Annotated in this window: 20 protein-coding genes; 16 read left to right on the top strand and 4 right to left on the bottom strand. The window is 60.7% G+C overall.

Annotated elements, in window-relative coordinates; all coding sequences use genetic code 11:
* Nucleotides 1–207 precede the first annotated feature (207 nt).
* The 9 genes from P7C00_RS04975 (at nt 208) to P7C00_RS04935 (ending at nt 11,482) form a co-directional block, all read left to right on the top strand.
* Nucleotides 208–645: a hypothetical protein gene (locus P7C00_RS04975; RefSeq protein WP_404938227.1), complete on the top strand. Its 438-nt coding sequence runs from the start codon at nt 208–210 to the stop codon at nt 643–645.
* 113 nt (nt 646–758) lie between these two features.
* Nucleotides 759–2,384 carry an ABC transporter substrate-binding protein gene (locus tag P7C00_RS04970; protein ID WP_404938226.1) on the top strand — a complete coding sequence of 542 codons (1,626 nt, stop codon included), beginning with the start codon at nt 759–761 and terminating at the stop codon, nt 2,382–2,384.
* 307 nt (nt 2,385–2,691) lie between these two features.
* Complete coding sequence (locus P7C00_RS04965) at nt 2,692–4,278, top strand: ABC transporter substrate-binding protein (RefSeq protein ID WP_404938225.1); 1,587 nt, start codon at nt 2,692–2,694, stop codon at nt 4,276–4,278.
* A gap of 166 nt (nt 4,279–4,444) precedes the next feature.
* On the top strand, nt 4,445–5,851 hold the full coding sequence (locus P7C00_RS04960) for an OprD family porin (RefSeq protein WP_346633640.1): 1,407 nt from the start codon (nt 4,445–4,447) through the stop codon (nt 5,849–5,851).
* 78 nt (nt 5,852–5,929) lie between these two features.
* The gene (locus tag P7C00_RS04955; protein WP_346633641.1) at nt 5,930–7,525 is read left to right on the top strand and encodes an ABC transporter substrate-binding protein; all 1,596 of its coding nucleotides are present in this window, start codon (nt 5,930–5,932) and stop codon (nt 7,523–7,525) included.
* Nucleotides 7,526–7,598: 73 nt separating this feature from the next.
* On the top strand, nt 7,599–8,609 hold the full coding sequence (locus P7C00_RS04950) for an ABC transporter permease subunit (RefSeq protein ID WP_346633642.1): 1,011 nt from the start codon (nt 7,599–7,601) through the stop codon (nt 8,607–8,609).
* Nucleotides 8,610–8,620: 11 nt separating this feature from the next.
* A complete protein-coding gene (locus P7C00_RS04945) occupies nt 8,621–9,532 on the top strand; it encodes an ABC transporter permease subunit (RefSeq protein WP_011059232.1) in 912 nt (303 codons plus the stop codon).
* 10 nt (nt 9,533–9,542) lie between these two features.
* Nucleotides 9,543–10,511, top strand: coding sequence for an ABC transporter ATP-binding protein (locus P7C00_RS04940; protein ID WP_346633643.1), 969 nt, complete (start codon nt 9,543–9,545; stop codon nt 10,509–10,511).
* Complete coding sequence (locus tag P7C00_RS04935; protein ID WP_346633644.1) at nt 10,511–11,482, top strand: peptide ABC transporter ATP-binding protein; 972 nt, start codon at nt 10,511–10,513, stop codon at nt 11,480–11,482. The genes P7C00_RS04940 and P7C00_RS04935 overlap by 1 nt, the downstream gene beginning before the upstream one ends.
* Nucleotides 11,483–11,588: 106 nt before the next feature.
* Here the strand turns inward: P7C00_RS04935 and P7C00_RS04930 are convergent, their stop codons facing one another.
* Together P7C00_RS04930 and P7C00_RS04925 are read right to left on the bottom strand one after the other, a co-directional pair.
* On the bottom strand, nt 11,589–11,834 hold the full coding sequence (locus P7C00_RS04930; RefSeq protein ID WP_346633645.1) for a hypothetical protein: 246 nt from the start codon (nt 11,832–11,834) through the stop codon (nt 11,589–11,591).
* A gap of 335 nt (nt 11,835–12,169) precedes the next feature.
* A complete protein-coding gene (locus P7C00_RS04925) occupies nt 12,170–13,753 on the bottom strand; it encodes a peptide chain release factor 3 (protein WP_346633646.1) in 1,584 nt (527 codons plus the stop codon).
* A 349-nt stretch (nt 13,754–14,102) separates the two neighbouring features.
* Here P7C00_RS04925 and P7C00_RS04920 point away from each other — a divergent pair, with 349 nt between their 5' ends.
* From P7C00_RS04920 to wecB, 6 genes are all read left to right on the top strand, one after another.
* Nucleotides 14,103–14,819, top strand: a complete 717-nt coding sequence (locus P7C00_RS04920) for an ABC transporter permease (protein WP_346633647.1) — start codon at nt 14,103–14,105, stop codon at nt 14,817–14,819.
* A gap of 24 nt (nt 14,820–14,843) precedes the next feature.
* Nucleotides 14,844–15,737: a glycine betaine ABC transporter substrate-binding protein gene (locus P7C00_RS04915; RefSeq protein ID WP_346633648.1), complete on the top strand. Its 894-nt coding sequence runs from the start codon at nt 14,844–14,846 to the stop codon at nt 15,735–15,737.
* Between the two features lie 15 nt (nt 15,738–15,752).
* The gene (locus tag P7C00_RS04910) at nt 15,753–16,406 is read left to right on the top strand and encodes an ABC transporter permease (protein ID WP_346633649.1); all 654 of its coding nucleotides are present in this window, start codon (nt 15,753–15,755) and stop codon (nt 16,404–16,406) included.
* Entirely contained in the window at nt 16,403–17,560 is a 1,158-nt protein-coding gene (locus P7C00_RS04905) for an ABC transporter ATP-binding protein (protein ID WP_346633650.1), read from the top strand. Before P7C00_RS04910 ends, P7C00_RS04905 begins: the two co-directional genes overlap by 4 nt.
* 677 nt (nt 17,561–18,237) lie before the next feature.
* Nucleotides 18,238–19,401 (top strand): type III PLP-dependent enzyme, encoded by a 1,164-nt coding sequence (locus tag P7C00_RS04900; protein WP_346633651.1) that lies wholly within the window; start codon nt 18,238–18,240, stop codon nt 19,399–19,401.
* Nucleotides 19,402–19,767: 366 nt separating this feature from the next.
* A complete protein-coding gene (gene wecB, locus P7C00_RS04895) occupies nt 19,768–20,856 on the top strand; it encodes a non-hydrolyzing UDP-N-acetylglucosamine 2-epimerase (RefSeq protein ID WP_346633652.1) in 1,089 nt (362 codons plus the stop codon).
* A 119-nt stretch (nt 20,857–20,975) separates the two neighbouring features.
* Here the strand turns inward: wecB and P7C00_RS04890 are convergent, their stop codons facing one another.
* Both P7C00_RS04890 and P7C00_RS04885 read right to left on the bottom strand, forming a co-directional pair.
* Nucleotides 20,976–21,776 carry a tetratricopeptide repeat protein gene (locus tag P7C00_RS04890; protein ID WP_346633653.1) on the bottom strand — a complete coding sequence of 267 codons (801 nt, stop codon included), beginning with the start codon at nt 21,774–21,776 and terminating at the stop codon, nt 20,976–20,978.
* A 3-nt stretch (nt 21,777–21,779) separates the two neighbouring features.
* Nucleotides 21,780–22,460 carry a Fe2+-dependent dioxygenase gene (locus P7C00_RS04885; protein WP_346633654.1) on the bottom strand — a complete coding sequence of 227 codons (681 nt, stop codon included), beginning with the start codon at nt 22,458–22,460 and terminating at the stop codon, nt 21,780–21,782.
* 208 nt (nt 22,461–22,668) lie between these two features.
* On the opposite strand from P7C00_RS04885, the gene P7C00_RS04880 reads away from it, so the two are divergent.
* A complete protein-coding gene (locus P7C00_RS04880; RefSeq protein WP_346633655.1) occupies nt 22,669–24,975 on the top strand; it encodes a TonB-dependent siderophore receptor in 2,307 nt (768 codons plus the stop codon).
* The last annotated feature ends 66 nt before the right edge of the window (nt 24,976–25,041 follow it).

Raw genomic sequence — 25,041 nt, 5'->3', positions numbered from 1 at the left:
GTTAGTCAGGCTTAATTTTCGTTGACCACGATTTCAGCATGACTTAATTTCGGCATCGGCGAATCGACAATCAACAACACAATAAGCGATCGCCATCGCCGCACAGGGTCCATGGGGCTGCATCCACGCCCCATAGAAAGGCGAGTTACCGCGGCCCATAAGGCCAATCCTCAGATATGCCCTAGAAAAAGAAAAAATGAGGTTTGCATGCGTAAGACCTTTCCGCTCCAGGTTTGGCAGACAGCGGGGCTGATCCTCGACCCACGCCTGTCGCATGCCAGCAGCAACCTCCACAGTGACAACTTCACTGCGAGCCGCGACTTCAACACCGCCGACGATGCGCTGACCACCTGCCGTCGCCTGCAAGGTCCCGGGCAACCGTCTCCCACGGCCTCCCCCATTCCATCGCCCTACGCCATCCGGTCAGCCGGATGCGTCGCAGATTTGCGCCAGCCTGAAAAGGCCTGGCGGTTCAAGCGCAAGCCAGTAGGCACCCGCTCCATTGACGCACCAACCGGGAGCACGAACAGCCCCGTTTGCCCAATGGAGAAGCAACGCACGCACCAGAAAAAACCGGCGCAATCGGTCAAATGCGTCAATATTTATACAAATGCGTCATTCGTGTACGTTCGTTCCACTCTTTGAGACTTGTGTCGGCCCTGCATCTTGCAATGGGTATGAGGGCTGCATAAGTATCGGCGGGTCGACTCACAAGGTCGCCCTCTACACCAAAAATGACAACAAATCATGAGGCCACCATGTTCAAAAAAGCAGTCCTTCCGTTTTTAGTCAGTGCCGGCTTGCTGGCCAGCGCACCCTTCGCCCACGCGGCGACTAACCTGGTGTTCTGCTCTGAAGGGAGCCCGGCCGGTTTCGACCCTGGCCAGTACACCACCGGAACCGACTTCGACGCCTCAGCCGAAACCCTCTACAACCGCCTCAGCCAGTTCGAACGTGGCGGCACCGCAGTCATTCCTGGCCTGGCCACCAGCTGGGACATCTCGGACGACGGTCTGACCTACACCTTCCACCTGCGCGAAGGGGTCAAGTTCCACACCACGCCGTACTTCACCCCGACCCGTACCTTCAACGCCGACGACGTGCTGTTCACCTTCAACCGCATGATCGACAAGGACATGCCGTTCCGTAAGGCATACCCGACCGAATTCCCGTACTTCACCGACATGGGGATGGACACCAACATCACCAAGGTCGAGAAAGTCGACGACAAGACCGTCAAGTTCACCCTGAAAACCGTTGATGCCGCGTTCATCCAGAACCTGGCCATGAGCTTTGCCTCCATCCAGTCCGCCGAGTACGCCGACAAGCTGCTCAAGGAAGGCAAGACCAGCGATATCAACCAGAAGCCGATCGGCACAGGCCCCTTCGTTTTCAAGAGCTACCAGAAAGACTCCAACATCCGCTACAGCGGCAACAAGGACTACTGGAAGCCTGAAGACGTGAAGATCGACAACCTGATCTTCGCCATCACCACCGACCCATCGGTGCGCATCCAGAAGCTGAAGAAGAACGAATGCCAGGTCACCCTCTTCCCGCGTCCGGCCGACCTGAAGGCGCTCAAGGAAGACAAGACCCTGAAGATGCCTGAACAGGCAGGCTTCAACCTGGGCTACATCGCCTACAACGTGATGCCGGTGCTCAAGGGCCGCACCGACGCCAACCCGCTGGCTGACCTCAAGGTTCGCCAGGCGCTGGACATGGCCGTCAACAAGCCGCAGATCATCGACTCGGTCTACCAGGGCGCCGGCCAGCTGGCGGTCAACGCCATGCCGCCGACCCAGTGGTCCTACGACACCACCATCAAGGATGCCAAGTACGATCCCGAGAAAGCCAAGCAGCTGCTCAAGGAGGCCGGCATCAAGGAAGGCACCCAGATCACCCTGTGGGCCATGCCGGTACAGCGTCCGTACAACCCGAACGCCAAGCTGATGGCAGAGATGCTGCAGTCCGACTGGGCCAAGATCGGTCTCAAGGTCAACATCGTCAGCTACGAGTGGGGCGAGTACATCAAGCGCTCCAAAGGCGGCGAGAACCAGGCGATGATCATCGGCTGGAGCGGCGACAATGGTGACCCCGACAACTGGCTCGGCACCCTGTTCGGTTGCGATGCAATGAACGGCAACAACTTCTCGAAATGGTGCGACAAGCCTTATGACGCACTGATCAAGCAAGCCAAGGCCACCTCGGATGTGGCCAAACGCACCGAGCTGTACAAGCAGGCGCAACACATCCTCAAAGATGCCGTTCCGATGACACCTATCGCTCACTCGACGGTGTTCCAACCCATGCGCGCCAACGTGCAGGATTTCAAGATCAGCCCCTTTGGCTTGAACTCCTTCTACGGCGTAGGCATCGGCAAATAAGGTTGTGCAACGGCGACGTCGATGACGTCGCCGTTGTGTTACCGCTCCCCCTGAAAGCGTCCGGCCCTGGGGTCGAGATCGCATCCCTTTGTACGTGATCGCTCGAATTTAGAGCCGATTCCTACAAGGCTTTCAGGTACAGCGCATATACGCCCCAGCCATCGGCTCCTAACGTCGAGGCATGGCAAAACTGCGTCTGTCGGTGGGCATTTGCTGCAGCCATGGTTTGGCATCAATGGCCTGTACAGGCTCCAGGAAGGAGCCATGGTCCATTGATCATCACAACAAAAAATGGAGATGGACCGTCATGCGTCATTCGTTGATTTTCTCGGCCCTGCTGGCCACCAGTTCGATCTGCAGCGCTGCCGACCGCAGCCTGGTGTTCTGTTCCGAAGGCAGCCCCGCAGGCTTTGACACCGCGCAGTACACCACCGCCACCGACAACGATGCCGCCGAGCCGCTGTACAACCGCTTGGTGGAGTTCGAGAAAGGCGCAACCAACGTACTGCCGGCCCTGGCCAAGAGCTGGGACATTTCCGAGGACGGCCTCAGGTACAGCTTTCACCTGCGTGAAGGCGTGAAGTTCCACAACACTCCTTACTTCAAGCCCAGCCGCGACCTCAACGCCGACGACGTGCTGTTCACCTTCAATCGCATGCTCGACGCCGAACATCCGTTCCGTAAGGCCTATCCGACGGAGTTCCCTTACTTCAACGGCATGAGCCTGAACAAGAACATCGCCAAGGTCGAGAAAACCGACCCACTGACCGTGGTCATGACCCTCAACACCGTGGACGCCGCGTTCATCCAGAACCTGGCCATGAGCTTTGCCGCGATCCTCTCCGCCGAATACGCCGAGCAACTGCTCAAGGCCGGCACTCCCAGCCAGATCAACCAGCAACCCATCGGCACCGGGCCGTTCGTATTCCAGCGCTACCAGAAAGACTCGCAAATCCGCTACGCCGCCAACCCGCACTATTGGGACCCGAGCCGGGTCAAGCTCGACAGGCTGATCTTCGCCATCAACACCGATGCCTCGGTACGCGTGCAGAAGCTGCGCGCCGGCGAATGCCAGGTGACCCTGCACCCGCGTCCCGCCGACATCGATGCCCTGAAGAACGACGCAAAACTGCAGGTCATCGAGAAGCCCGGCTTCAACCTCGGCTACATCGCCTATAACGTGCAACACAAACCCTTCGACCGCCTCGAAGTGCGCCAGGCACTGGACATGGCGGTGAACAAGCACAGCATCCTCAATGCCGTGTACCAGGGCGCCGGCCAGTTGGCGGTGAACGCCATGCCGCCCACCCAGTGGTCCTACGACGAGACCATCAAGGACGCCGCCTACAACCCGGAAAAGGCCCGCGAGCTGCTCAAGGCTGCCGGGGTCAAGGAAGGCACGGAAATCACCCTCTGGGCCATGCCCGTGCAACGCCCCTACAACCCCAACGCCAAGCTGATGGCCGAAATGCTCCAGTCCGACTGGGCGAAGATCGGCCTCAAGGTGAAGATCGTCAGCTACGAATGGGGCGAGTACATCAAGCGCACCAAGAACGGCGAACACGACATCAGCCTGATCGGCTGGACTGGAGACAACGGTGACCCGGACAACTGGCTGGGCACCCTGTACAGCTGTGACGCCATCGGCGGCAACAACTACTCCATGTGGTGCGACCCGCAGTACGACACGCTGATCAAGCAAGCCAAGGTCGTCACCGACCGTGAACAGCGCACCGAGCTCTATAAGCAGGCCCAGCAGTTGCTCAAGCAGCAAGTGCCGATCACGCCTGTGGCCCACTCGACGATCAACCAGCCGTTAAGCGCGAAAGTCGAGGGTTTCAAGGTCAGTCCCTTCGGCCGCAACTCCTTTTCAGGTGTCGGCCTAGCCCCATAACCGACGAGCCAAAACCCTGAGGGCGATTCTCGCCCTCACGCAGGCGCTTTGCCTGAATTCGGCGATTGAGCCGCGTGCAAACGTTTGCGATGCCATGAATGAGTTCCAAAAACCAGCCGGCCCAAAAAAACCGGCATCTAAAAAAGAAAACAAAGGAGCTTCACCCATGAAACTGAGCAGCAGCGCATTGTTAGCCTTGGCTATCAGTAGCATCACCGCCACGGCCTATGCGGAGAATGTCAGCCAGGACTTCGTCCCGACTGAACTGAACAGCACCAAGGCCCAGGCTGAAACCAAGGGCTTCATCGAAGGGCAGAGCCTGTCGGGCAGCACCCGCAACTGGTACGCCAACGAGCTGAACCGTCGCAATGACCGTTTCTCGTACAACCACAATGGCGTTCCCACCTCGACCCCACGCCGTATCAACTGGGTCCAGGGCACCATCCTCAACTACACCTCGGGCTTCACCGAAGGCACCGTGGGTGTCAGCACCGAAGTCGCGGCCTACAACGCCATTGCCCTGGATCGTGACCGCAAGGACATCGCCGGCAAGAACAACCGCACCCTGACCCACTCCGACGGCGACGCCGTAGGCCAGTGGAGCAAGCTCGGTCTGGCCAACGTCAAGTTCCGTGTCTCGAACACCACCCTGACCGCCGGCCGGCAGAACTTCAGCACGCCAATCGTCGATGTCATCGGCAACCGTCCACTGCCTTCCAGCTTTGAAGGGGTGAGCATCCACAGCGAAGAATTCAACAACCTGTCGTTCGACGCCGGCACCTTCGACCGGGTATCGCCACGGACCGAGCAGAGCCTTTCGAAATTCCGCTCCGAGTACAACACCAATGGCGCCGAGACCGATCGCGTCAGCCTTGTCGGTGTCAACTACCAGCCGCTGAAAAGCCTGAAGACCAGCCTCTACGCCTCCAAGGTGGAAGACTTCTGGAACCAGTACTACTTCGGCGCCACCCATGAGCTGGGTGATAGCCAGGTACTGAGCCTGACCACCGGCCTGAACTACTACAAGACCGTCGACACCGGCAAGAAAGAGATGGGGAACATCGACAACGATACCTACTCCCTCTCCCTGGGGCTGACCCACCAGGCCCACAGCCTGACCTTCTCGTACCAGGAAATTAACGGTAACGAGTACTTCGACTACCTGCACGAAACCAACGGCATCTACCTGGCCAACTCCCTGCTCTCGGACTTCAACGGCCCGAACGAGAAATCCTTCCAGATCGCCTACGGCCTGAACATGGCCGAATACGGCGTGCCCGGCCTGAAGTTCAATATCTACCAGGCTCGCGGCTGGGGCATCGATGGTACCCACTACAACGGCACCGCCTACAGCGGCGTAAAAGCCGACGGCACCGTCTACGGCGTACGCACCATGGACGGCGAACACCACTATGAATATGGCATCGGCGCATCCTATGCCGTACAGAGTGGTCCGCTCAAAGCCACGGCGATCCGGGCGACCTACACCACTCACCGCGCCAGCGAGAACCAGGCCGACGGCAATATCAACGAGTTCCGTCTGGTCACCACCATCCCGTTCAATATTCTCTAACCCACCAGTTGAAGGGCGGATTCATGACGAATCCGCCGTTCAAGCTAATCTGGTTCAATTGATTGCAGAGGGTTCTTGATGAAAATGCTTCCCCTGAGAGCGGCCATGGGCGCCGCACTGCTGAGCGTTGCCATGGGCGCCGCAGCCAAACCCTTGGTGGTCTGTACCGAAGCCAGCCCGGAAGGCTTCGATATGGTCCAGTACACGACTGCAGTCACTGCCGACGCGGTGGCGGAAACCATCTTCAACCGCCTGGTGGACTTCAAGCCCGGCACCACCGACATCCAGCCCGCCCTGGCGGAATCCTGGGAGATCAGCCCGGACGGCCTGCAATACACTTTCCACCTGCGTAAAGGCGTCAAGTTCCACACCACCGACTACTTCACTCCAACCCGCGACATGAACGCCGACGACGTGCTCTGGAGCTTCCAGCGTCAACTGGACCCGAAGCACCCCTGGCATGACAAGTCCAGCGTCGGCTTCCCCTACTTCGAAAGCATGGGTTTCAAGGAGCTGCTCAAAAGCGTCGAGAAGACTGACGACCACACCGTGGTCTTCACCCTGACCCGCCGCGAGGCCCCGTTCCTGGCCGACATCGCCATGGCCTTCTCTTCCATATTCCCGGCGGAATACGCCGACAAGCTGCTCAAGGAAGGCAAGACCGGCGACCTCAACAGCAAGCCCATCGGCACCGGCCCGTTCGTTTTCACCCGCTACGCCAAGGACGCCCAGGTACGTTTCAAGGCCAACCCGGACTACTTCCGGGGCAAGGCGCCGGCGGACCCGCTGGTGCTGGCGATCACCACGGATAACAACGTGCGCCTGCAGAAGCTCAAGGCCAACGAGTGCCAGATCGCCCTGTACCCCAAACCCGACGACATCCCCAGCATCAAGGCCGACGCCAACCTCAAGGTCGACGAGCTGGCTGCCATGACCACCGGCTACATCGCCATGAACACCACGCGCAAGTACATGAGCGACGTGCGAGTGCGCAAGGCCATCGACATTGCCTTTGACAAGGAAGCCTACGTCAACAGCCTGTACGGCAAAGGCAACGCCCTGGTGGGTACCGGCCCTTATCCTCCGACCTTGCTGGGCTTCAACACCAGCCTGCAGAACCCGGCCCGGGACCTGGACAAGGCCCGCGCCCTGCTCAAGGACGCCGGCGTGCCGGATGGCACGGTCATCACCCTGTTCACCCGCAATGGCGGAGGCCCGACCAACCCCAACCCCCTGCTGGGCGCCCAGATGATGCAGGCCGACCTGGCCAAGATCGGCCTCAAGCTCGACATCCGCGTCATGGAGTGGGGCGAGATGCTCAAGCGTGCGAAAAACGGCGAACACGATATGGTGTCGGCCGGCTGGGCGGGTGACAACGGCGATCCGGACAACTTCCTGACCCCGAACCTGAGTTGTGACGCAGCGAAAAACGGCGAAAACTACGCCCGCTGGTGCAACAAGGCATTCCAGGACCTGATCGACCAGGCCCGTTCCGACGCTGAACCTGCCAAACGCGCAGAGCTCTATGAAAAAGCGTTGCTGATTTTCCAACAGGATCAACCGTGGATTCCCATGGCCTATCCGAAGATGTTCACAGCCATGCGCAAGAACGTCGAGGGTTACCACCAGAGCCCCCTGACCACCAACAACTTCGCGACCACCCAAGTGAAGTGATAAGAAACGCCCGCCGCCCTTGACCCCAAGGGTGGCGGGAACGCCTAACCGGCTGATTGAGGTATTTCAGAAGATGTTTAGTTTTATTGCCCGCCGTGTGGGGTTGTTGATCCCCACATTCTTCGGCATCACCTTGCTGACCTTCGCCTTGATACGCATGATTCCCGGCGACCCCGTGGAAGTCATGATGGGCGAACGTCGGGTCGACCCCGAGATGCATGCCCAGGCAATGGAACGCCTTGGATTGAACAAACCGCTGTATGCCCAATACCTGGACTACATCGGCAAGCTCGCCCACGGTGACCTGGGCGAATCCCTGCGCACCCGCACCAGTGTGTGGAGCGAATTCACTTCGCTGTTCCCCGCGACCCTGGAACTGTCCATGGCCGCCCTGCTGTTCGCCGGCGTGCTCGGGCTGCTGGCCGGGGTGATCGCCGCCCTCAAGCGAGGGTCCCTGTTCGACCATGGGGTCATGGGCATCTCCCTCGCGGGCTATTCGATGCCGATCTTCTGGTGGGGCCTGATCCTGATCATGTTCTTCTCGGTGAGTCTGGGCTGGACCCCGGTGTCCGGGCGCATCGACCTGCTCTACGACATCGAGCCCAAGACCGGCTTCATGCTTGTCGACACCCTGCTGGCCGGGGACACCAGTGCCTTCTTCGACGCCCTGCACCACCTGATTCTGCCGGCCATTGTCCTGGGCACCATTCCCCTGGCGGTGATCGCGCGGATGACCCGCTCCTCGATGCTCGAAGTGCTGCGTGAAGACTACATCCGCACCGCCAAGGCCAAGGGCCTGTCGCCGGCCCGGGTGGTATTCGTCCACGGCCTGCGCAACGCGCTGATTCCGGTGCTGACCGTAGTCGGCCTGCAAGTCGGCACCCTGCTGGCCGGTGCAGTGCTGACCGAAACCATCTTCTCCTGGCCGGGGATCGGCAAGTGGCTAATCGAAGCCATCGGCGCCCGGGACTATCCCGTGGTGCAGAACGGCATCCTGCTGATCGCCTGCCTGGTGATCATGGTCAACTTCGTGGTGGACATCCTCTACGGCTTTGCCAACCCACGCATCCGTCACCAGCGCTGAGATCAAGACTAATGAGCACTCCAACTTCCTCAGTAGCAGTCGATCAAAGCCTGCTCTATCCGTCCGTCTACAAAGAATTCTGGCAGCACTTCTCCCGCAACAAGGGCGCGGTAGCCGGCCTGCTGTTCATGCTGCTGATCGTGTTCTGCGCACTGTTCGCCCCCTGGGTGGCGCCGCACAACCCCAGCGAGCAGTACCGCGACTTCCTGCTGACGCCGCCGGCCTGGCTCGAAGGCGGGCAGATGCAGTTCCTGCTGGGCACCGACGAACTGGGCCGCGACCTGCTGTCGCGCCTGATCCAGGGCTCGCGGCTGTCGCTGCTGATCGGCTTGTCATCGGTGGTGATGTCGCTGATCCCGGGCATCCTCCTGGGCCTGTTCGCCGGTTTCTTCCCGCGTTTGCTGGGCCCGACCATCATGCGCCTGATGGACATCATGCTGGCTCTGCCATCGCTGCTGCTGGCCGTGGCCATCGTCGCCATCCTCGGCCCTGGCCTGATCAACACCGTGATCGCCATTGCCGTGGTGTCCCTGCCGTCCTATGTGCGCCTGACCCGTGCCGCGGTGATGGGCGAACTGAACCGCGACTACGTGACCGCAGCACGCCTGGCCGGTGCCGGCCTGCCGCGCCTGATGTTCATCACCGTGCTGCCCAATTGCATGGCGCCACTGATCGTCCAGGCCACCTTGAGCTTCTCCTCGGCGATCCTCGACGCCGCCGCCCTGGGCTTCCTCGGCCTGGGCGTGCAACCGCCGACTCCGGAATGGGGCACCATGCTGGCCTCGGCCCGGGACTACATCGAACGCGCCTGGTGGGTCGTGAGCCTGCCGGGTCTGACCATTTTGCTCAGCGTGCTGGCAATCAACCTGATGGGCGACGGCCTGCGCGATGCGCTGGACCCGAAACTCAAGAACGCCGCCTGAGGAGATTCCCATGTCACTGCTAGAAATCAAGAATCTCAACGTACGCTTCGGCGATGCCACGGCGGTGCCGGTGGTTGATGGCCTCGACCTCAAGGTCGACAAGGGCGAAGTGCTGGCCATCGTCGGCGAGTCCGGCTCGGGTAAGTCGGTGACCATGATGGCGCTGATGGGGCTGATCGAGCACCCCGGCATCGTCACCGCCGACGCCCTCAGCTTCGACGGCCGCGACATGCTCAAGCTCAGCGCCCGCCAGCGCCGGCAGATCGTCGGCAAGGACCTGGCCATGGTCTTCCAGGACCCGATGACCGCGCTGAACCCGAGCTACACCGTGGGCTTTCAGATCGAGGAAGTGCTGCGCCTGCACCTGAAGATGTCCGCCAAGGCGGCGCGCAAGCGCGCCATCGAGCTGCTGGAAAAGGTCGAGATCCCTGGCGCGGCCAGCCGCATGGACGCCTACCCGCACCAGCTGTCCGGCGGCATGAGCCAACGGGTGGCGATCGCCATGGCGATTGCCGGCGAGCCCAAGCTGCTGATCGCCGACGAACCCACCACCGCCCTGGACGTGACCATCCAGGCGCAGATCATGGACCTGCTGCTCAACCTGCAGAAAGAACAGAACATGGGCCTGGTGCTGATCACCCACGACCTCGCCGTCGTGGCCGAAACCGCCCAGCGCGTGTGCGTGATGTACGCCGGGCAAGCCGTGGAAGTCGGCCAGGTACCGGAGCTGTTCGACATCCCCGCTCACCCTTACAGCGAAGCGCTGCTGGCGGCGATTCCCGAGCATAGCCTGGGCGCCACCCGCCTCTCGACTCTGCCCGGTATCGTCCCCGGGCGTTACGACCGACCACAGGGCTGCCTGCTGTCGCCGCGCTGCCCCTACGCCCAGGACAACTGCCGTCAGCAGCGTCCGAGCCTCGATCAAAAAGCCGCCAGCCTGGTGCGCTGCTTCTACCCGCTGAATCAGGAGGTGGCGTAATGGCCGTCGTTCTTACCGCCCGCGACCTGACCCGTCACTACGAAGTGTCCCGTGGCCTGTTCAAGGGCCATGCCACCGTGCGCGCCCTCAACGGCGTGTCCTTTGAACTGGAAGCCGGCAAGACCCTGGCCGTGGTCGGCGAGTCCGGCTGCGGCAAGTCCACCCTGGCCCGGGCCCTGACCCTGATCGAAGAACCCTCCTCGGGCTCGCTGAAAATCGCCGGCCAGGAAGTCGCCGGCGCCGACAAGGCCCAGCGCAAGCAACTGCGCAAAGACGTGCAGATGGTGTTCCAGAGCCCTTATGCCTCGCTCAACCCGCGGCAGAAGATCGGTGACCAACTGGCCGAGCCGCTGCTGATCAACACCAAGCTGTCCGCCGCCGAACGCCGGGAGAAAGTCCAGGCGATGATGAAACAGGTGGGCCTGCGCCCCGAGCACTACCAGCGCTACCCGCACATGTTCTCCGGTGGTCAGCGCCAGCGCATCGCCCTGGCCCGGGCCATGATGCTGCAGCCCAAGGTGCTGGTGGCGGATGAGCCGACCTCGGCCCTGGACGTGTCGATCCAGGCCCAGGTGCTGAACCTGTTCATGGACCTGCAGCAGGAATTCAACACTGCCTACGTGTTCATCTCCCACAACCTGGCGGTGGTGCGTCACGTCGCCGACCAAGTGTTGGTGATGTACCTCGGCCGGCCGGTGGAAATGGGCCCCAAGGAGGACATCTACACCCGCCCCCTGCATCCCTACACCCAGGCGCTGCTGTCGGCGACCCCAACCATCCACCCGGACCCGGACAAACCGAAGATCAAGATCGTCGGCGAATTGCCCAACCCATTGAACCCGCCGTCGGGCTGCGCCTTCCACAAGCGCTGCCCCTACGCCACCGAGCGTTGCAGCACGCAAGAGCCAGCCCTGCGCCAGCTCGACAGCCGTCAGGTGGCTTGCCACTACGCCGAGCAGTTTGTGGTTTAAGCGGACATGAAAAAGGCGCTCCCGAAACGGTCCGGGAGCGCCTGTACAGTGTTCCACCCGCCCCTGGCAACGGATTGCGCATCAGTCCGTTGCCAGGGGTTTTCTTTTAGCCCTGGCTGTCGCCATCGTCGTCATCGTCGGTGGTCTGATCGTCATCCCCCGAACTGCCCCCCTGCCCTTCATCCCCCGGCTCCGACTCGGACTTGGCGAGCATCTGTACCGGTTCGCTTATGGTCGACGAAAAGCCCGGTTCCTTGACCTCCAGCAGGTTGTGGGCCCAGGCCGCCGAGGTTCCGAGCGACAGCATCACCAGCACTTTGATCAGCAACAGCGTGCGTTGGAAAATATTCATAGCCGATTCCATCCTTCACAGGTGAATCATCAAAGGCTGCGCCCAACCTTGTGAAGGTCGCAGCACTGTCTGAAACCTAGTCCCGATATCCCGGCTTTTCCAGATAGCAGGCTATCGATACCCGAGCCGACCGGGCCCTTCCGACTAACGGCGCTCCCTGAAATACACCACAACCCGTAGGAGCCGGCTTGCCGGCGAAGAGGCCCGCAAGCCATGCACCGCCGCGTCCGTAGCCTTCGCTGGCGAGCCAGCTGCTACGGGGCGGCGGGCCTATCCTGAGCGCAACAAAAAGCCCCGCTGTCTGCACAGCGGGGCTTGGGGTGTCGCAGGCGAACTTAGTGGTGTTCGCGGGTGGCGCGGAATTTCACGTCCGGCCAGCGCTCTTCCATCAGCGCCAGATTGACCCGGGTCGGCGCCAGGTAGGTCAGGTGACCGCCGCCGTCCAACGCCAGGTTTTCTACCGCCTTGTTGGAAAACTCTTCCAGCTTCTTCTTGTCGCTGCATTCGATCCAACGGGCAGACCACACGGTGATCGGCTCATAAGAGCACTCCACCTTGTATTCCTCCTTCAGGCGGCTGGCCACCACATCGAACTGCAGCACACCCACGGCGCCGAGGATGATGTCGTTGCTGCGCTCCGGGAAGAACACCTGGGTCGCGCCCTCTTCGGCCAGCTGTTGCAGGCCCTGGCGCAGTTGCTTGGACTTGAGCGGGTCCTTCAGGCGCACGCGGCGGAAGAGTTCCGGGGCGAAGTGCGGGATACCGGTAAAGCCCAGGGCCTCGCCTTCGGTGAAGGTGTCGCCGATCTGGATGGTGCCATGGTTGTGCAGGCCGATGATGTCGCCAGCATAGGCCTCTTCCAGTTGCTCACGCTCGGAGGAGAAGAAGGTCAGGGCGTCGCCAATGCGCACGTCCTTGCCAGTACGCACGTGGCGCATCTTCATGCCCTTCTCGTACTTGCCCGAGCAGATGCGCATGAAGGCAATACGGTCGCGGTGCTTGGGGTCCATGTTCGCCTGGATCTTGAACACGAAACCGCTGAATTTTTCTTCCTGGGGCGCCACGGCTCGCTCGTTGGCTTCACGGGGCAGCGGCAACGGCGCCCAGTCCACCACGGCGTCGAGAACGTGATCGACACCGAAGTTGCCCAGGGCGGTACCGAAGAACACCGGAGTCAGATGACCGTCGAGGAACTCCTGCTGGTTGAACTCGTGGCAGGCACCCTGCACCAGCTCCAGTTGCTCGATGAAACGCTCGTACTCGTCACCCAGGTGGGCGCGGGCTTCGTCGGAGTCGAGTTTCTCGATGATCTTGGTTTCAGTGCGTTCGTGGCCGTGGCCCGGGGTGTAGACGATGATGTAGTCGCCCGCCAGGTGGTACACACCCTTGAAGTCGCGGTAGCAACCGATCGGCCAGGTGATGGGCGCGGCCTTGATCTTCAGTACCGCTTCGATTTCGTCCAGCAGCTCGATCGGATCGCGAATGTCGCGGTCGAGTTTGTTGATGAAGCTGACGATGGGCGTGTCCCGCAGGCGGCAGACGTCCATCAGGGCGATGGTCCGTGGCTCAACGCCCTTACCGCCGTCGAGCACCATCAGCGCCGAGTCCACCGCGGTCAGGGTGCGATAGGTGTCTTCCGAGAAGTCTTCGTGGCCCGGGGTGTCCAGCAGGTTGATCATGTGTTCGCGATAGGGGAACTGCATGACCGACGTGGTAATGGAAATACCCCGTTGCTTCTCCATCTCCATCCAGTCGGAAGTGGCATGGCGATCGGACTTACGCGATTTGACGGTGCCCGCCACCGCAATTGCCTTGCCCATCAGCAAGAGCTTTTCGGTGATGGTGGTCTTACCCGCATCCGGGTGGGAAATAATGGCGAAAGTGCGGCGTTTCGCGACTTCGGCGGCCTGTTTGGTCATGGGAAATCGCCTGGCGGTGATCAAAAAAGGGCGCAGATTATAGCCCAGACAAAGCCTCGCGGGCCACCGCTGCCCCCGTCGCCCAAACCACAGCAAGGCAGATAAACGGTGGCTATATGCTGCCAAGTATGGAACCTTTTAAAACGTGGAGACGTCCACTCCCCTGTCACGCGCTGTCGTCAGGGGCTGAAATATCAGCAAGTTAGCTTGACGAAGCTGCGCTCATGGCTCGTTCAACCGCCGCTCTGCCGGCACTCGACGAGCTGCTTTTCGCGCGTACTTTCCCGGCAGCCAGGAATGGCCCTGCCACACGGGAAAGTACCCGCCGACCGACAAAAGGAGTCCGCCTGTGGCTATTCGCTATGGCAAAGGGCTGATAGGAGGGGTTGCGGTAATCGCCCTCCTGGCCCTGCTGATCCACTGGATCGGCATCAGTACGATCGAACACTACCGCGACGATCTGTTGTTCTACCTGCAAGCTCATCTGTTCCTGGTCCTGGCGTCCATGCTCGCCGCACTGCTAGTGGGCATCCCCGCCGGCATCTTCCTCAGCCGCCCGAGCATGGTCGGACGCGCCGAACGCTTCATGCAAGTGTTCAACATCGGTAACACCGTCCCCCCTCTGGCCGTCCTGGCCATCGCCCTGGGGATTCTCGGCATCGGCAGTGGCCCGGCCATCTTCGCTCTGTTCCTCGCCTCCTTGCTGCCCATCGTGCGCAACACCTATGAAGGCCTGAAAAACGTCCAGGGCTCCCTCAAGGAAGCGGCGGTCGGCATCGGCATGACGCCACGCCAAGTGCTGTGGAAAGTCGAATTGCCCAATGCCGTGCCGATCATCATCGGTGGCGTACGGGTGGCTCTGGCGATCAACGTCGGCACCGCGCCCCTGGCCTTCCTGATCGGCGCCAACAGCCTGGGCAGCCTGATCTTCCCCGGCATAGCCCTGAACAATCAGCCGCAATTGCTGCTCGGCGCGGCCTGTACCGCGTTGCTGGCCTTGCTCCTCGACGGCCTGGTAACCCTGGCCAGCCGCCTCTGGCTGGAACGTGGTCTGCGCCCGTCTTAAGTCCGTAAGCGCCAAGGAATGAACATGAAAAAAACAAGCCTGATACTCGGCTGCATCCTGCTTTTTTCCGGATGGGTGCAAGCCGCGGAAAAACCGCTGATCCGCATTGGTGCCCGGGTCTTCACCGAACAGACCCTGCTGGCGGAAATCACCTCCCAGTACCTGCGCAGCAAGGGTTACGACACCCGCGTTACCGGCGGCCTGGGCAGCAACCTGGCCCGCAGTGCCCAGGAAAGCGGACAGCTGGACCTGATCTGGGAATACACCGGGGTCTCGCTGGTGGCCTACAACCACATCGACGAGAAACTCGACAGCGAACAGTCCTACGCCCGAGTGAAAGAACTCGACGCGAAAAAAGGCCTGGTCTGGTTGTCGCCGTCCAAGTTCAGCAATACCTACGCCCTGGCCCTGCCGGAGAACGTGGCCCGGGAACACCCCCAGATCAACAGCATCAGCGACCTGACCCAGGCCCTGGCCGAAAACCCCAAGGAAAACCGCCTGGTGGCCCTGGACACCGAGTTCGCCAACCGCTCCGACGGCATGGGCGGCATGGTCAAGCTGTATGACATGAACCTGACCCGCAAAAACACCCGGCAAATGGACGCCGGCCTGGTCTACACCGCCTTGCGCAATGGCCAGGTGTTTGCCGGCCTGGTGTACACCACCGATGGCCGCCTCAACGCCTTCAAGCTCAAGCTGCTGCAAGACGACAAGCACTACTTCCCGGACTACACCGCAGCGCCCGTGGTGCGTCAGGTTTATCTCGACGCCCACCCGCAACTGGCCGCCGACCTCAAGCCGCTGGCGGCCCTGTTCGACGACGAAACCATGCGTCAGTTGAACGCGCGAGTCGACGTTGACCATGAAAGCCCCTCCGCCGTGGCCGCCGATTTCCTGCGCCAACACCCGATCAACTAATAGAGAGGAGAAGACATGGAATTTTTAAACGCCTTTTCCCATCTTGACTGGACCCAGGTCCTGCACCTGACCTGGCAACACATCACCCTGGTGGGTATCGCCGTGACCCTGGCGATTGTCTTCGGTGTCCCCCTGGGCATTCTGATGACCCGCTTTCCCTCCCTCGCCGGGCCCCTGCAGGCCAGCGCCACGGTGCTGCTGACCATTCCTTCCATTGCCCTGTTCGGCCTGTTGCTGCCGTTCTACTCCAAGTTCGGCCAGGGCCTGGGGCCGCTGCCGGCCATCACTGCGGTGTTCCTCTATTCCCTGCTGCCGATCATGCGCAACACCTACCTGGCGCTGACCGGTGTCGAGCCGGGTATCCGCGAAGCTGCCCGCGGCATCGGCATGACCTTCGGCCAGCGCCTGCGCATGGTCGAACTGCCGATCGCGGTGCCGGTGATCCTCGCCGGGGTGCGCACCGCCGTGGTGATGAACATCGGCGTCATGACCATCGCCGCCACCATTGGCGCCGGCGGCCTGGGCGTACTCATTCTTGCCTCCATCAGCCGCAGCGACATGTCGATGCTGATCGTCGGCGCGGTGCTGGTCAGTCTTCTGGCCATCTTCGCCGACCTGCTTCTGCAATGGCTGCAACGCTCGCTGACTCCAAAAGGACTCCTGAAATGATCGAACTTCAAAACCTGACCAAGACCTTTCGCAGCAACGGCAAAGATGTCAAAGCCGTCGACTCGGTAAGCCTGACCGTCAATGAAGGCGAGATCTGCGTGTTCCTCGGGCCGTCCGGCTGCGGCAAGAGCACCACGCTGAAAATGATCAACCGCCTGATCAAGCCCACCTCGGGCAAGATCCTGATCAACGGCGAAGACACCACCGACCTGGACGAAGTAACCCTGCGCCGCAACATCGGCTACGTGATCCAGCAGATCGGCCTTTTCCCGAACATGACCATCGAGGAAAACATCGTGGTGGTGCCCAAGCTGCTGGGCTGGGACAAGCAGAAATGCCACGACCGCGCCCGCGAGCTGATGAGCATGATCAAGCTCGAGCCCAAGCAGTACCTGCACCGTTACCCGCGAGAGCTGTCCGGTGGTCAGCAACAGCGCATCGGCGTGATTCGCGCCCTGGCGGCGGATGCGCCGCTGTTGCTGATGGATGAACCCTTCGGCGCGGTGGACCCGATCAACCGCGAGATGATCCAGAACGAATTCTTCGAGATGCAGCGAGCGCTGAACAAGACCGTGATCATGGTCAGCCACGACATCGATGAAGCCATCAAGCTGGGGGACAAGATCGCCATCTTCCGCGCCGGCAAGCTGCTGCAGATCGACCACCCGGACACCCTGCTGGCGCACCCGGCGGACGATTTCGTCAGCAATTTCGTTGGCCAGGACAGCACCCTCAAGCGCCTGCTGCTGGTGAAAGCCGAAGACGCCGCAGACAACGCACCGTCGGTGAGCCCGGAAACCCCAGTGGCCGATGCCCTGGAACTGATGGACGAACACGACCGCCGCTACGTGGTGGTGACCTGCGCCGAGAACAAGGCCCTGGGTTATGTACGTCGTCGCGACCTGCACCGTCAGACCGGCACCTGCGCGCAGTTCCTGCGGGAGTTCAACGCCACCGCTGCCTATGACGAACACCTGCGGATTCTTCTGTCGCGCATGTACGAGTTCAACCGTTCGTGGCTGCCGGTAATGGATGCCGAACGGGTGTTCCTTGGGGAAGTGACCCAGGAATCCATTGCTGCCTACCTGAGCTCGGGGCGTTCACGGGGGATGAAGACCAATATCGTCTCGCCGGCTGAAGCGGTGGTTGCCTGATCAATAAATAGCCAATAACGAACCTGTGGCGAGGGAGCTTGCTCCCGCTGGGCCGCGAAGCGGACCCTCTTGGCAAAAAAGAGTGGAACTGCTGCGCAGTCCGCGGGAGCAAGCTCCCTCGCCACAAGGTTTTTTGCCTGCCAACGCGCCGGAAAAAAATATCAACAGCCACCCCCGTGAATGCTGTCCGGCGACGCCTTCCCAAACAGCCAAAATCCCCCTCACACCCGCCTCTCGCCGCTAACGTCGCCGATGTTGACGATTTCATACTTACCAGCCACTTGGCACGCAAAAGCGTCGAACGTGCAGGTATTTTTAACACCCGTGAATTCTTCGGGAACATCTGCCCGTCATCTGTGTCGGCTACAAAGAGAGGTGTCCGTCACGCACGTCAGACAAGTGCAAAAACGCGACATTTTTTGTTGATCTCAGGCCCCTCACCGCCTAAAGTTCGCGCCGAACGTCCATGCTGGAAACGATCCATCCGGCTCAAGTACTGACGACGAGACAGCAAGGCCAAGGGCAACTTTCCCATGGCCTTTTTGCTTTCGGCGACATGCCTTGGGAAGTAGGCGAACCAAAGTGGGGATACGGAGGACGTTCACAAGGCGGTGTCATCCATGACCTGTCCTTAAACCCATTGATTACCAACGTTTGCCAGTAGGAGCTCCCAACGCATGTCGATTAACGTCGAAGACTATTTCGCGCGCGAAACCTTTCAGAAAATGAAGGCCTTCGCCGACCAGCAAGAAACCCCGTTCGTGGTCATCGACACCCAGATGATCTCCAAGGCCTACGACGACCTGCGCGCCGGTTTCGAATTCGCCAAGGTCTACTACGCGGTCAAGGCCAACCCGGCTGCCGAGATCATCGACCTGCTGCACGAAAAAGGCTCGAGCTTCGACATCGCCTCGATCTACGAGCTGGACAAGGTGCTGGGCCGCGGCGTCAACCCGGCCAATATCAGCTACGGCAACACCATCAAGAAATCCAAGGACATCCGCTACTTCTATGAGAAGGGCGTGCGTCTGTATGCCACCGACTCCGAAGCCGACCTGCGCAACATCGCCAAGGCCGCCCCGGGTTCGAAAGTCTATGTGCGTATCCTCACCGAAGGTTCCACCACCGCCGACTGGCCGCTGTCGCGCAAATTCGGCTGCCAGACCGACATGGCCATGGACCTGTTGATCCTCGCCCGCGACCTGGGCCTGGTGCCTTACGGCGTATCGTTCCACGTGGGTTCGCAACAGCGCGACATCAGCGTCTGGGACGCGGCAATCGCCAAGGTCAAGGTGATCTTCGAGCGCCTGAAGGAAGAAGACGGCATCGAGCTCAAGCTGATCAACATGGGTGGCGGCTTCCCGGCCAACTACATCACCCGTACCAACAGCCTGGAAACCTACGCCGAGGAAATCATCCGCTTCCTGAAGGAAGACTTCGGTGACGACCTGCCGGAAATCATTCTGGAACCGGGCCGCTCGCTGATTGCCAACGCCGGTATCCTGGTCAGCGAAGTGGTGCTGGTGGCGCGCAAATCCCGCACCGCCGTGGAGCGCTGGGTCTACACCGACGTGGGCAAGTTCTCCGGCCTGATCGAAACCATGGACGAGTCCATCAAGTTCCCGATCTGGACCGAGAAAAAAGGTGAAGTCGAAGAAGTGGTCATCGCCGGCCCGACCTGCGACAGCGCCGACATCATGTACGAGAACTACAAGTACGGCCTGCCGCTGAACCTGGCCATCGGCGACCGCCTGTACTGGCTGTCTACCGGTGCCTACACCACCAGCTACAGCGCGGTGGAATTCAACGGCTTCCCGCCGCTGAAGGCCTACTATCTGTAAGAAAGCTGCAAGTGACCAGCGGCAAGCGGTAAGTGAAAGCCCATGACTTGTCATGGGCTTTTTTGATCTACTAGCGAACTACAGCGCCGTTGGGGTTTCGCTGGAGTGCCCAGCTCGCTAGGTGGCCGTAGCACCTCTCGCCCTGAGAGAACGGCATGACAGGACATGTTGCAGCGATATCGCCAGCACCATTCGGACCCGTCACCGTAAACTCTCCGAATTCACCAAACCGGCGATCAAGCACTGCCACACTCAGCCAAAGCAAGCGATAGCCTTGCTCTTCGAATCATGAGCCTGCCAAATTATCGGTATCTCAGTGAAGGCTCTGAATAGCCATAGTGAACGCCTTGAAAAGAGAATTAACGCATGACCTGTAAAATCATCACCATCGTCGGCGCACGCCCTCAGTTCATCAAGGCCGCAGCAGTCTCGCGAGAGATCCTCAAACACCCTGACCAACTGCAAGAAATCATGGTCCACACTGGCCAACACTACGACCCGAACATGTCCCAGGTGTTTTTCGATGAGCTGGAGATTCCCGCTCCGAAATACAACCTGGAAGTATCGGGCGGGGGACACGGGGCCATGACCGGCCGCATGCTTGAAGGCATCGAACAAATCCTGCAGGACGAGAAACCCGACTGGGTTCTGATCTACGGAGATACCAATTCGACCCTGGCAGGAGCGCTGGCAGCGGCGAAACTGCATATTCCAGTCGCTCATGTCGAGGCTGGCCTGCGTTCGTTCAACATGCGCATGCCGGAAGAGATCAACCGGATTCTCTCCGATCGGGTCTCGACATTGCTGCTGTGCCCAACGGTAGTGGCAGTCGATAACCTGGCACAGGAAGGCATCACTCAAGGCGTCCATAACGTCGGCGATGTCATGTATGACGTGGCCCTCTACTACCGTGATCGGGCACGGAGCAACAGCCGAATCCTCGACACCCTGGGCCTGTCCGAGAAGGGCTTTGCCCTGGCCACCTGCCATCGCGCTGAAAATACTGATTCGCCTGAACGACTGAATGCGATCCTCTCGGCACTCGCAGCCATCAGTACAGAACTACCAGTGGTTCTGCCACTGCACCCTCGAACACGCAAACTGGTCAATGACCACAAGCTGCAACATCTATTGGAAAAGCTCACGATCGTCGAGCCCCTGGCATTTCTGGACATGGTGGCACTCGAACAGGCAGCCAAGGTGATTCTCACCGACTCCGGCGGCGTCCAGAAAGAAGCGTTTTTCTATCAGGTTCCTTGCATCACCATGCGCGATGAAACCGAGTGGGTTGAAACAGTGGCCCTCGGTTGGAACCATGTGGTGGGTGCATCCGAAGCTCGTATCCTGAATGCTTTCGCACAGTTGAAGGACGGCCAGAACGGCGACCAGAGCGCCCCCTACGGGAACGGAAGTGCAAGCCAGGCAATTATCAAGCACTTGATAATGGGAGCTTGAGACCGCGCCTTCTGGTCAGCCTGTATCTCACTTTACTCGCAGCTCAAGGATTGTTCAGGGACGGAAAACGTCCCTGCAACCACCTTTAGATCTACCGGCCAACAAGGCCAGTGTTGCCCTCAATACCTGGCGACATTGGAAAAAGCAGCCAGCTCAGCTCTATCGCTCTTATCCCCCAGCTCAGCCGCGCGCTGAAAATACTCCCCAGCCATATCTCTGACCTCCGGATGAGCAGCGCTCAACAACGAAAAACGAGCCACTCGGAGGAAGTTCAAATTGCCGCCAGCCAGGGCCTGTTGCAGCCAATCCACGGCTTCGTCGATACGACCGGCATCCGCCAGCACCGCCGCATAGCTGAATTGCCCACGGAAATCCCCGCCTTCGGCCGAACGTCGGTAGCAGTCCCACGCCGCTTCGGGATCGGCCGGACACACCACCCCTTCCTCCAGGTAACGCCCCAGCAGGTTCATTGACTTGGCATGGCCTAAGCCCGCCGCACGACGATAACAGTCCAGGGCCAAGGCATGGTTCTGCTCTACACCACGACCAGTGGCCAGGAGGTTGGCGTAGTTGTACAAGCCCCAATCCAGCCCCGCTTCCGCGGCTTGGCGATAGTGCCGTGCAGCATTGGCTGCATCCGCCAGGCAACCCCAGCCATGTTCATGGCAGCGGCCGAGCATGTTGCGCGCCATCAGGTGGCCGCCTTGGGCGGCGATGTCGAACCAGCGCAAGGCCAGGGGTTGATCCTGCTGGATACCGTGGCCATCGAGGAGGATCTGCCCCAGCAGCGCCTGGGCATCCACCAGGCCTTCCCGGGCCGCCACCAGTATCGCCTGGGCCGCACGGGCCGGGCTCTGTTGGAGCATGGCGCTCAGTTGCGCGCCGTCGAGGACTTCCTCGCGGCGAAGTTGAAAAGTCACGGCTTACACCTCGACCCAGCGACGCAGCAGGTTGTGATAGGTGCCAGTCAGGCGGATCAGCGAAGGGTGCTCGGGCATATCTCGGGTCAGTTCCTGGATCGCCCCGTCCATTTCGAACAGCAAGGCCCGCTGGCTGTCTTCGCGCACCAGGCTCTGGGTCCAGAAGAAAGAGGCGTAGCGAGCGCCGCGAGTCACCGGGTTGACCTTGTGCAGGCTGGTGCCGGGGTAGAGCACCATGTCCCCCGCCGGCAGCTTGACCCGCTGCAGGCCGTAGGTGTCCTGGATCTCCAGCTCGCCGCCGTCGTAATCCTCGGGGTCGCTGAAGAACAGGGTCGACGACAGGTCCGTGCGCACCCGCTCCGGGCTGCCCTTGGGCTGGCGCACGGCGTTGTCGATGTGGAAGTCGAAACTGCCGCCGGCGGTGTAGCAATTGATCAAGGGCGGGAACACCTTGTGCGGCAAGGCGGCGGACATGAACAAGGGGTTCTGCCACAGGCGATCAAGCATCGCTGCACCGATCTCCTGGGCCAGCGGGTGGCCCTCGGGCAACTGCAGGTTGTGCTTGGCCTTGGCCGACTGATACCCGGCGGTGATCTTGCCGTCCGCCCAGTCCGCCTGCTCCAGGGCTTCACGGATACGCCCCACTTCATCACGGGTGAACACGCCGGGGATATGCAGCAACATGGCCAGGTACCTGAGCAGCGAAAGGCCGTCAATGATATTGATTCTTATTGACTGTGTAAAACCCGACAGACGAACGAGAACGCAAAAACCGTAAGGATAAATTGTAAAGAATGTAAATTCAGTGCGAATAGTAATGTTTCGCAATTGATAACAATTGTTTCTTTCCCCTATATTCCGCGGCCTCAAATCCTTGGGGAGGGGAATCACCATGTCACGCCAACAACCACCATCCGCTGTCAGTTCACCACGCCTGCTGGCGTCTGCGATTGGCGTGGCGATTACCGCCGGCTCCGCGGGCCATATGGCCCAGGCCGCTGAAGACACCAACCAGAAGACCTCGGGCAAAGCCATTGCTCTGGAGGCCACCAGCATTACCGGTGAGGCCCAGGACAGCACGTCCTACCAGGTGGAAAAGGCGTCGTCACAGAAATACACCGCGCCACTGGTGGATACACCGCGCTCGGTCACCGTGGTTCCGCAGCAGGTCCTCAAGGACACCGCTGCCACCTCCCTGCAAGACGCACTGCGCACGGTACCGGGCATCACCTTCGGCGCCGGTGAAGGTGGCAACCCTCAAGGTGACCGTCCGTTCATTCGTGGTTTCGACGCCCAGGGCGACACCTATCTCGACGGTGTGCGTGACACCGGTGGCCAGAGCCGCGAGATCTTCGACATCGAAACCATTGAAGTGAGCAAAGGTCCGAACTCGGCCTTTGGTGGACGTGGCTCCGCGGGCGGCAGCCTGAACCTGACCAGCAAGATGCCCAAGCAGCAAGACTTCCTCAACGGTGGATTCACCTACGGTTCCGACCAGACCCGACGCTACACCCTGGACGTCAACCGGCAGTTCCTCGAGGGTGCCGCGTTCCGTCTGAACCTGATGAGCCACGAACAGAATGTGGCGGGTCGTGACGCCGTCAACTACGACCGCTGGGGCGTGGCACCGTCGCTGACCTTCGGCCTGGGCACGCCGACCCGGGTCAACCTCAGCTACTACCACATGGAAAGCGACGACCTGCCGGATTCGGGCATTCCCTACGGCTACAGCTCGGCGAGCGCCACGGCCCATGGTCACGACAAGCCCACCGACGGCGGTGACAGCAGCAACTTCTACGGCCTGAAGGACCGTGACTTCCGCAAGACCCGCGCGGACATCAGCACCTTCTCCATCGAGCATGACTTGAGCGACACCATGACGCTCAAGAACACCCTGCGCCACGGCAGCACCGGGCAGGACTATGTCCTCACCCAGCCGGACGACAGCAAGTTCAACGTCAACCGCTATGGCACTGTATGGCGTCGCGCCAACAGCCGCGTCTCGACCACGGAAACCACCACCAACCAGACCGATCTGTTTGGCGAATTCCACGCACTGGGCTTCAAGCACAATTACTCCACCGGGCTTGAGTTCACGGGCGAAGAAACCCGTGTCAGCAGCTATACCGTCAGCCCCAACAGCAACCCGACCTGTACCACGAACAAAGTGGGCAACAGCGGCGGCAGTTGCACCTCACTGGGCAATCCGAACCCGGACGACGCCTGGACCGGCAGCGTTGCACGCAACTACAACGGCACCAACACCAAGGCCACCAGCCGTGCCGCCTACGTCTTCGACACCATCGAACTGGACCCGCAATGGCTGCTGAACGTCGGCTTGCGCTACGACACCTTCGACACCGTGGCCAACACCAACGCGGTCCCCACTGCCACGGTCAAGGCCAGAAGCAAGCTCAAAGACGACAGCCAGTTCTGGAACTGGCAGGCCGGCCTGGTCTGGAAACCAACCGACAACGGCAGTGTCTACGCCTCCTACGCCACCTCGGCTACCCCGGCCGGCGCGCTGGTGGGCGAAGGTGCCGAGGGCAACCCCCTGGCTGCCGGCGCCAGTACCAGCGACCTGCAACCTGAAGAGACGGTCAACTATGAACTGGGGACCAAGTGGAACGTGCTCAACGACCGCATGTCCCTCACCGCGGCGGTATTTCGTACCGAGAAGAAAAACACCCGCGTCCTGGTGGACGCACTGACCTACCAGAACGCCGGTGAGTCCCGTGTCGACGGCCTGGAACTGGGCGCCAGCGGCAAGATCACCGACAAATGGCAAGTCTTCGCTGGCTACAGCTACCTCAAGAGCGAGCTGGTTGATCCAGGCTTGACCGGTCGTAACGGCGTGATCACCGCAGGTGCGGCCTCGGCCAAAGGCAATGAAATGCCCAACACGCCGAAGAACAGCTTCAGCCTGTGGAGCACCTACGCCATCACCTCGAAACTCACCGTCGGTGGCGGTGCGTTCTACGTCGACGATGTCTACGGCGACACCGGCAACACCGTGTACGTACCGTCCTACACCCGCTACGACGCCATGGCCAGCTACAAGCTGACCAAGAACGTCGACCTGCAGTTGAACGTACAGAACCTGACCGACAAGACCTACTACGACAAGGCTTACGCGTCGCACTTCGCCAACCAGGCGGCCGGCCGTACCGCCCTGATGAGTGCCAACTTCCACTTCTGATCCAACGCAGCCCCTCCTGTGGCCCCGGCCACAGGCAGCCAAGCCCCGCGCATTTCAATGCCTGGG

Source organism: Pseudomonas sp. JDS08PS003 (assembly GCF_045013505.1).
In the GTDB taxonomy this organism is placed as follows: Bacteria; Pseudomonadota; Gammaproteobacteria; order Pseudomonadales; family Pseudomonadaceae; genus Aquipseudomonas; species Aquipseudomonas protegens_B.
The sequence above is the reverse complement of the archived record's forward strand: the minus strand, read 5'-3'. Positions and strand labels throughout refer to the sequence as shown.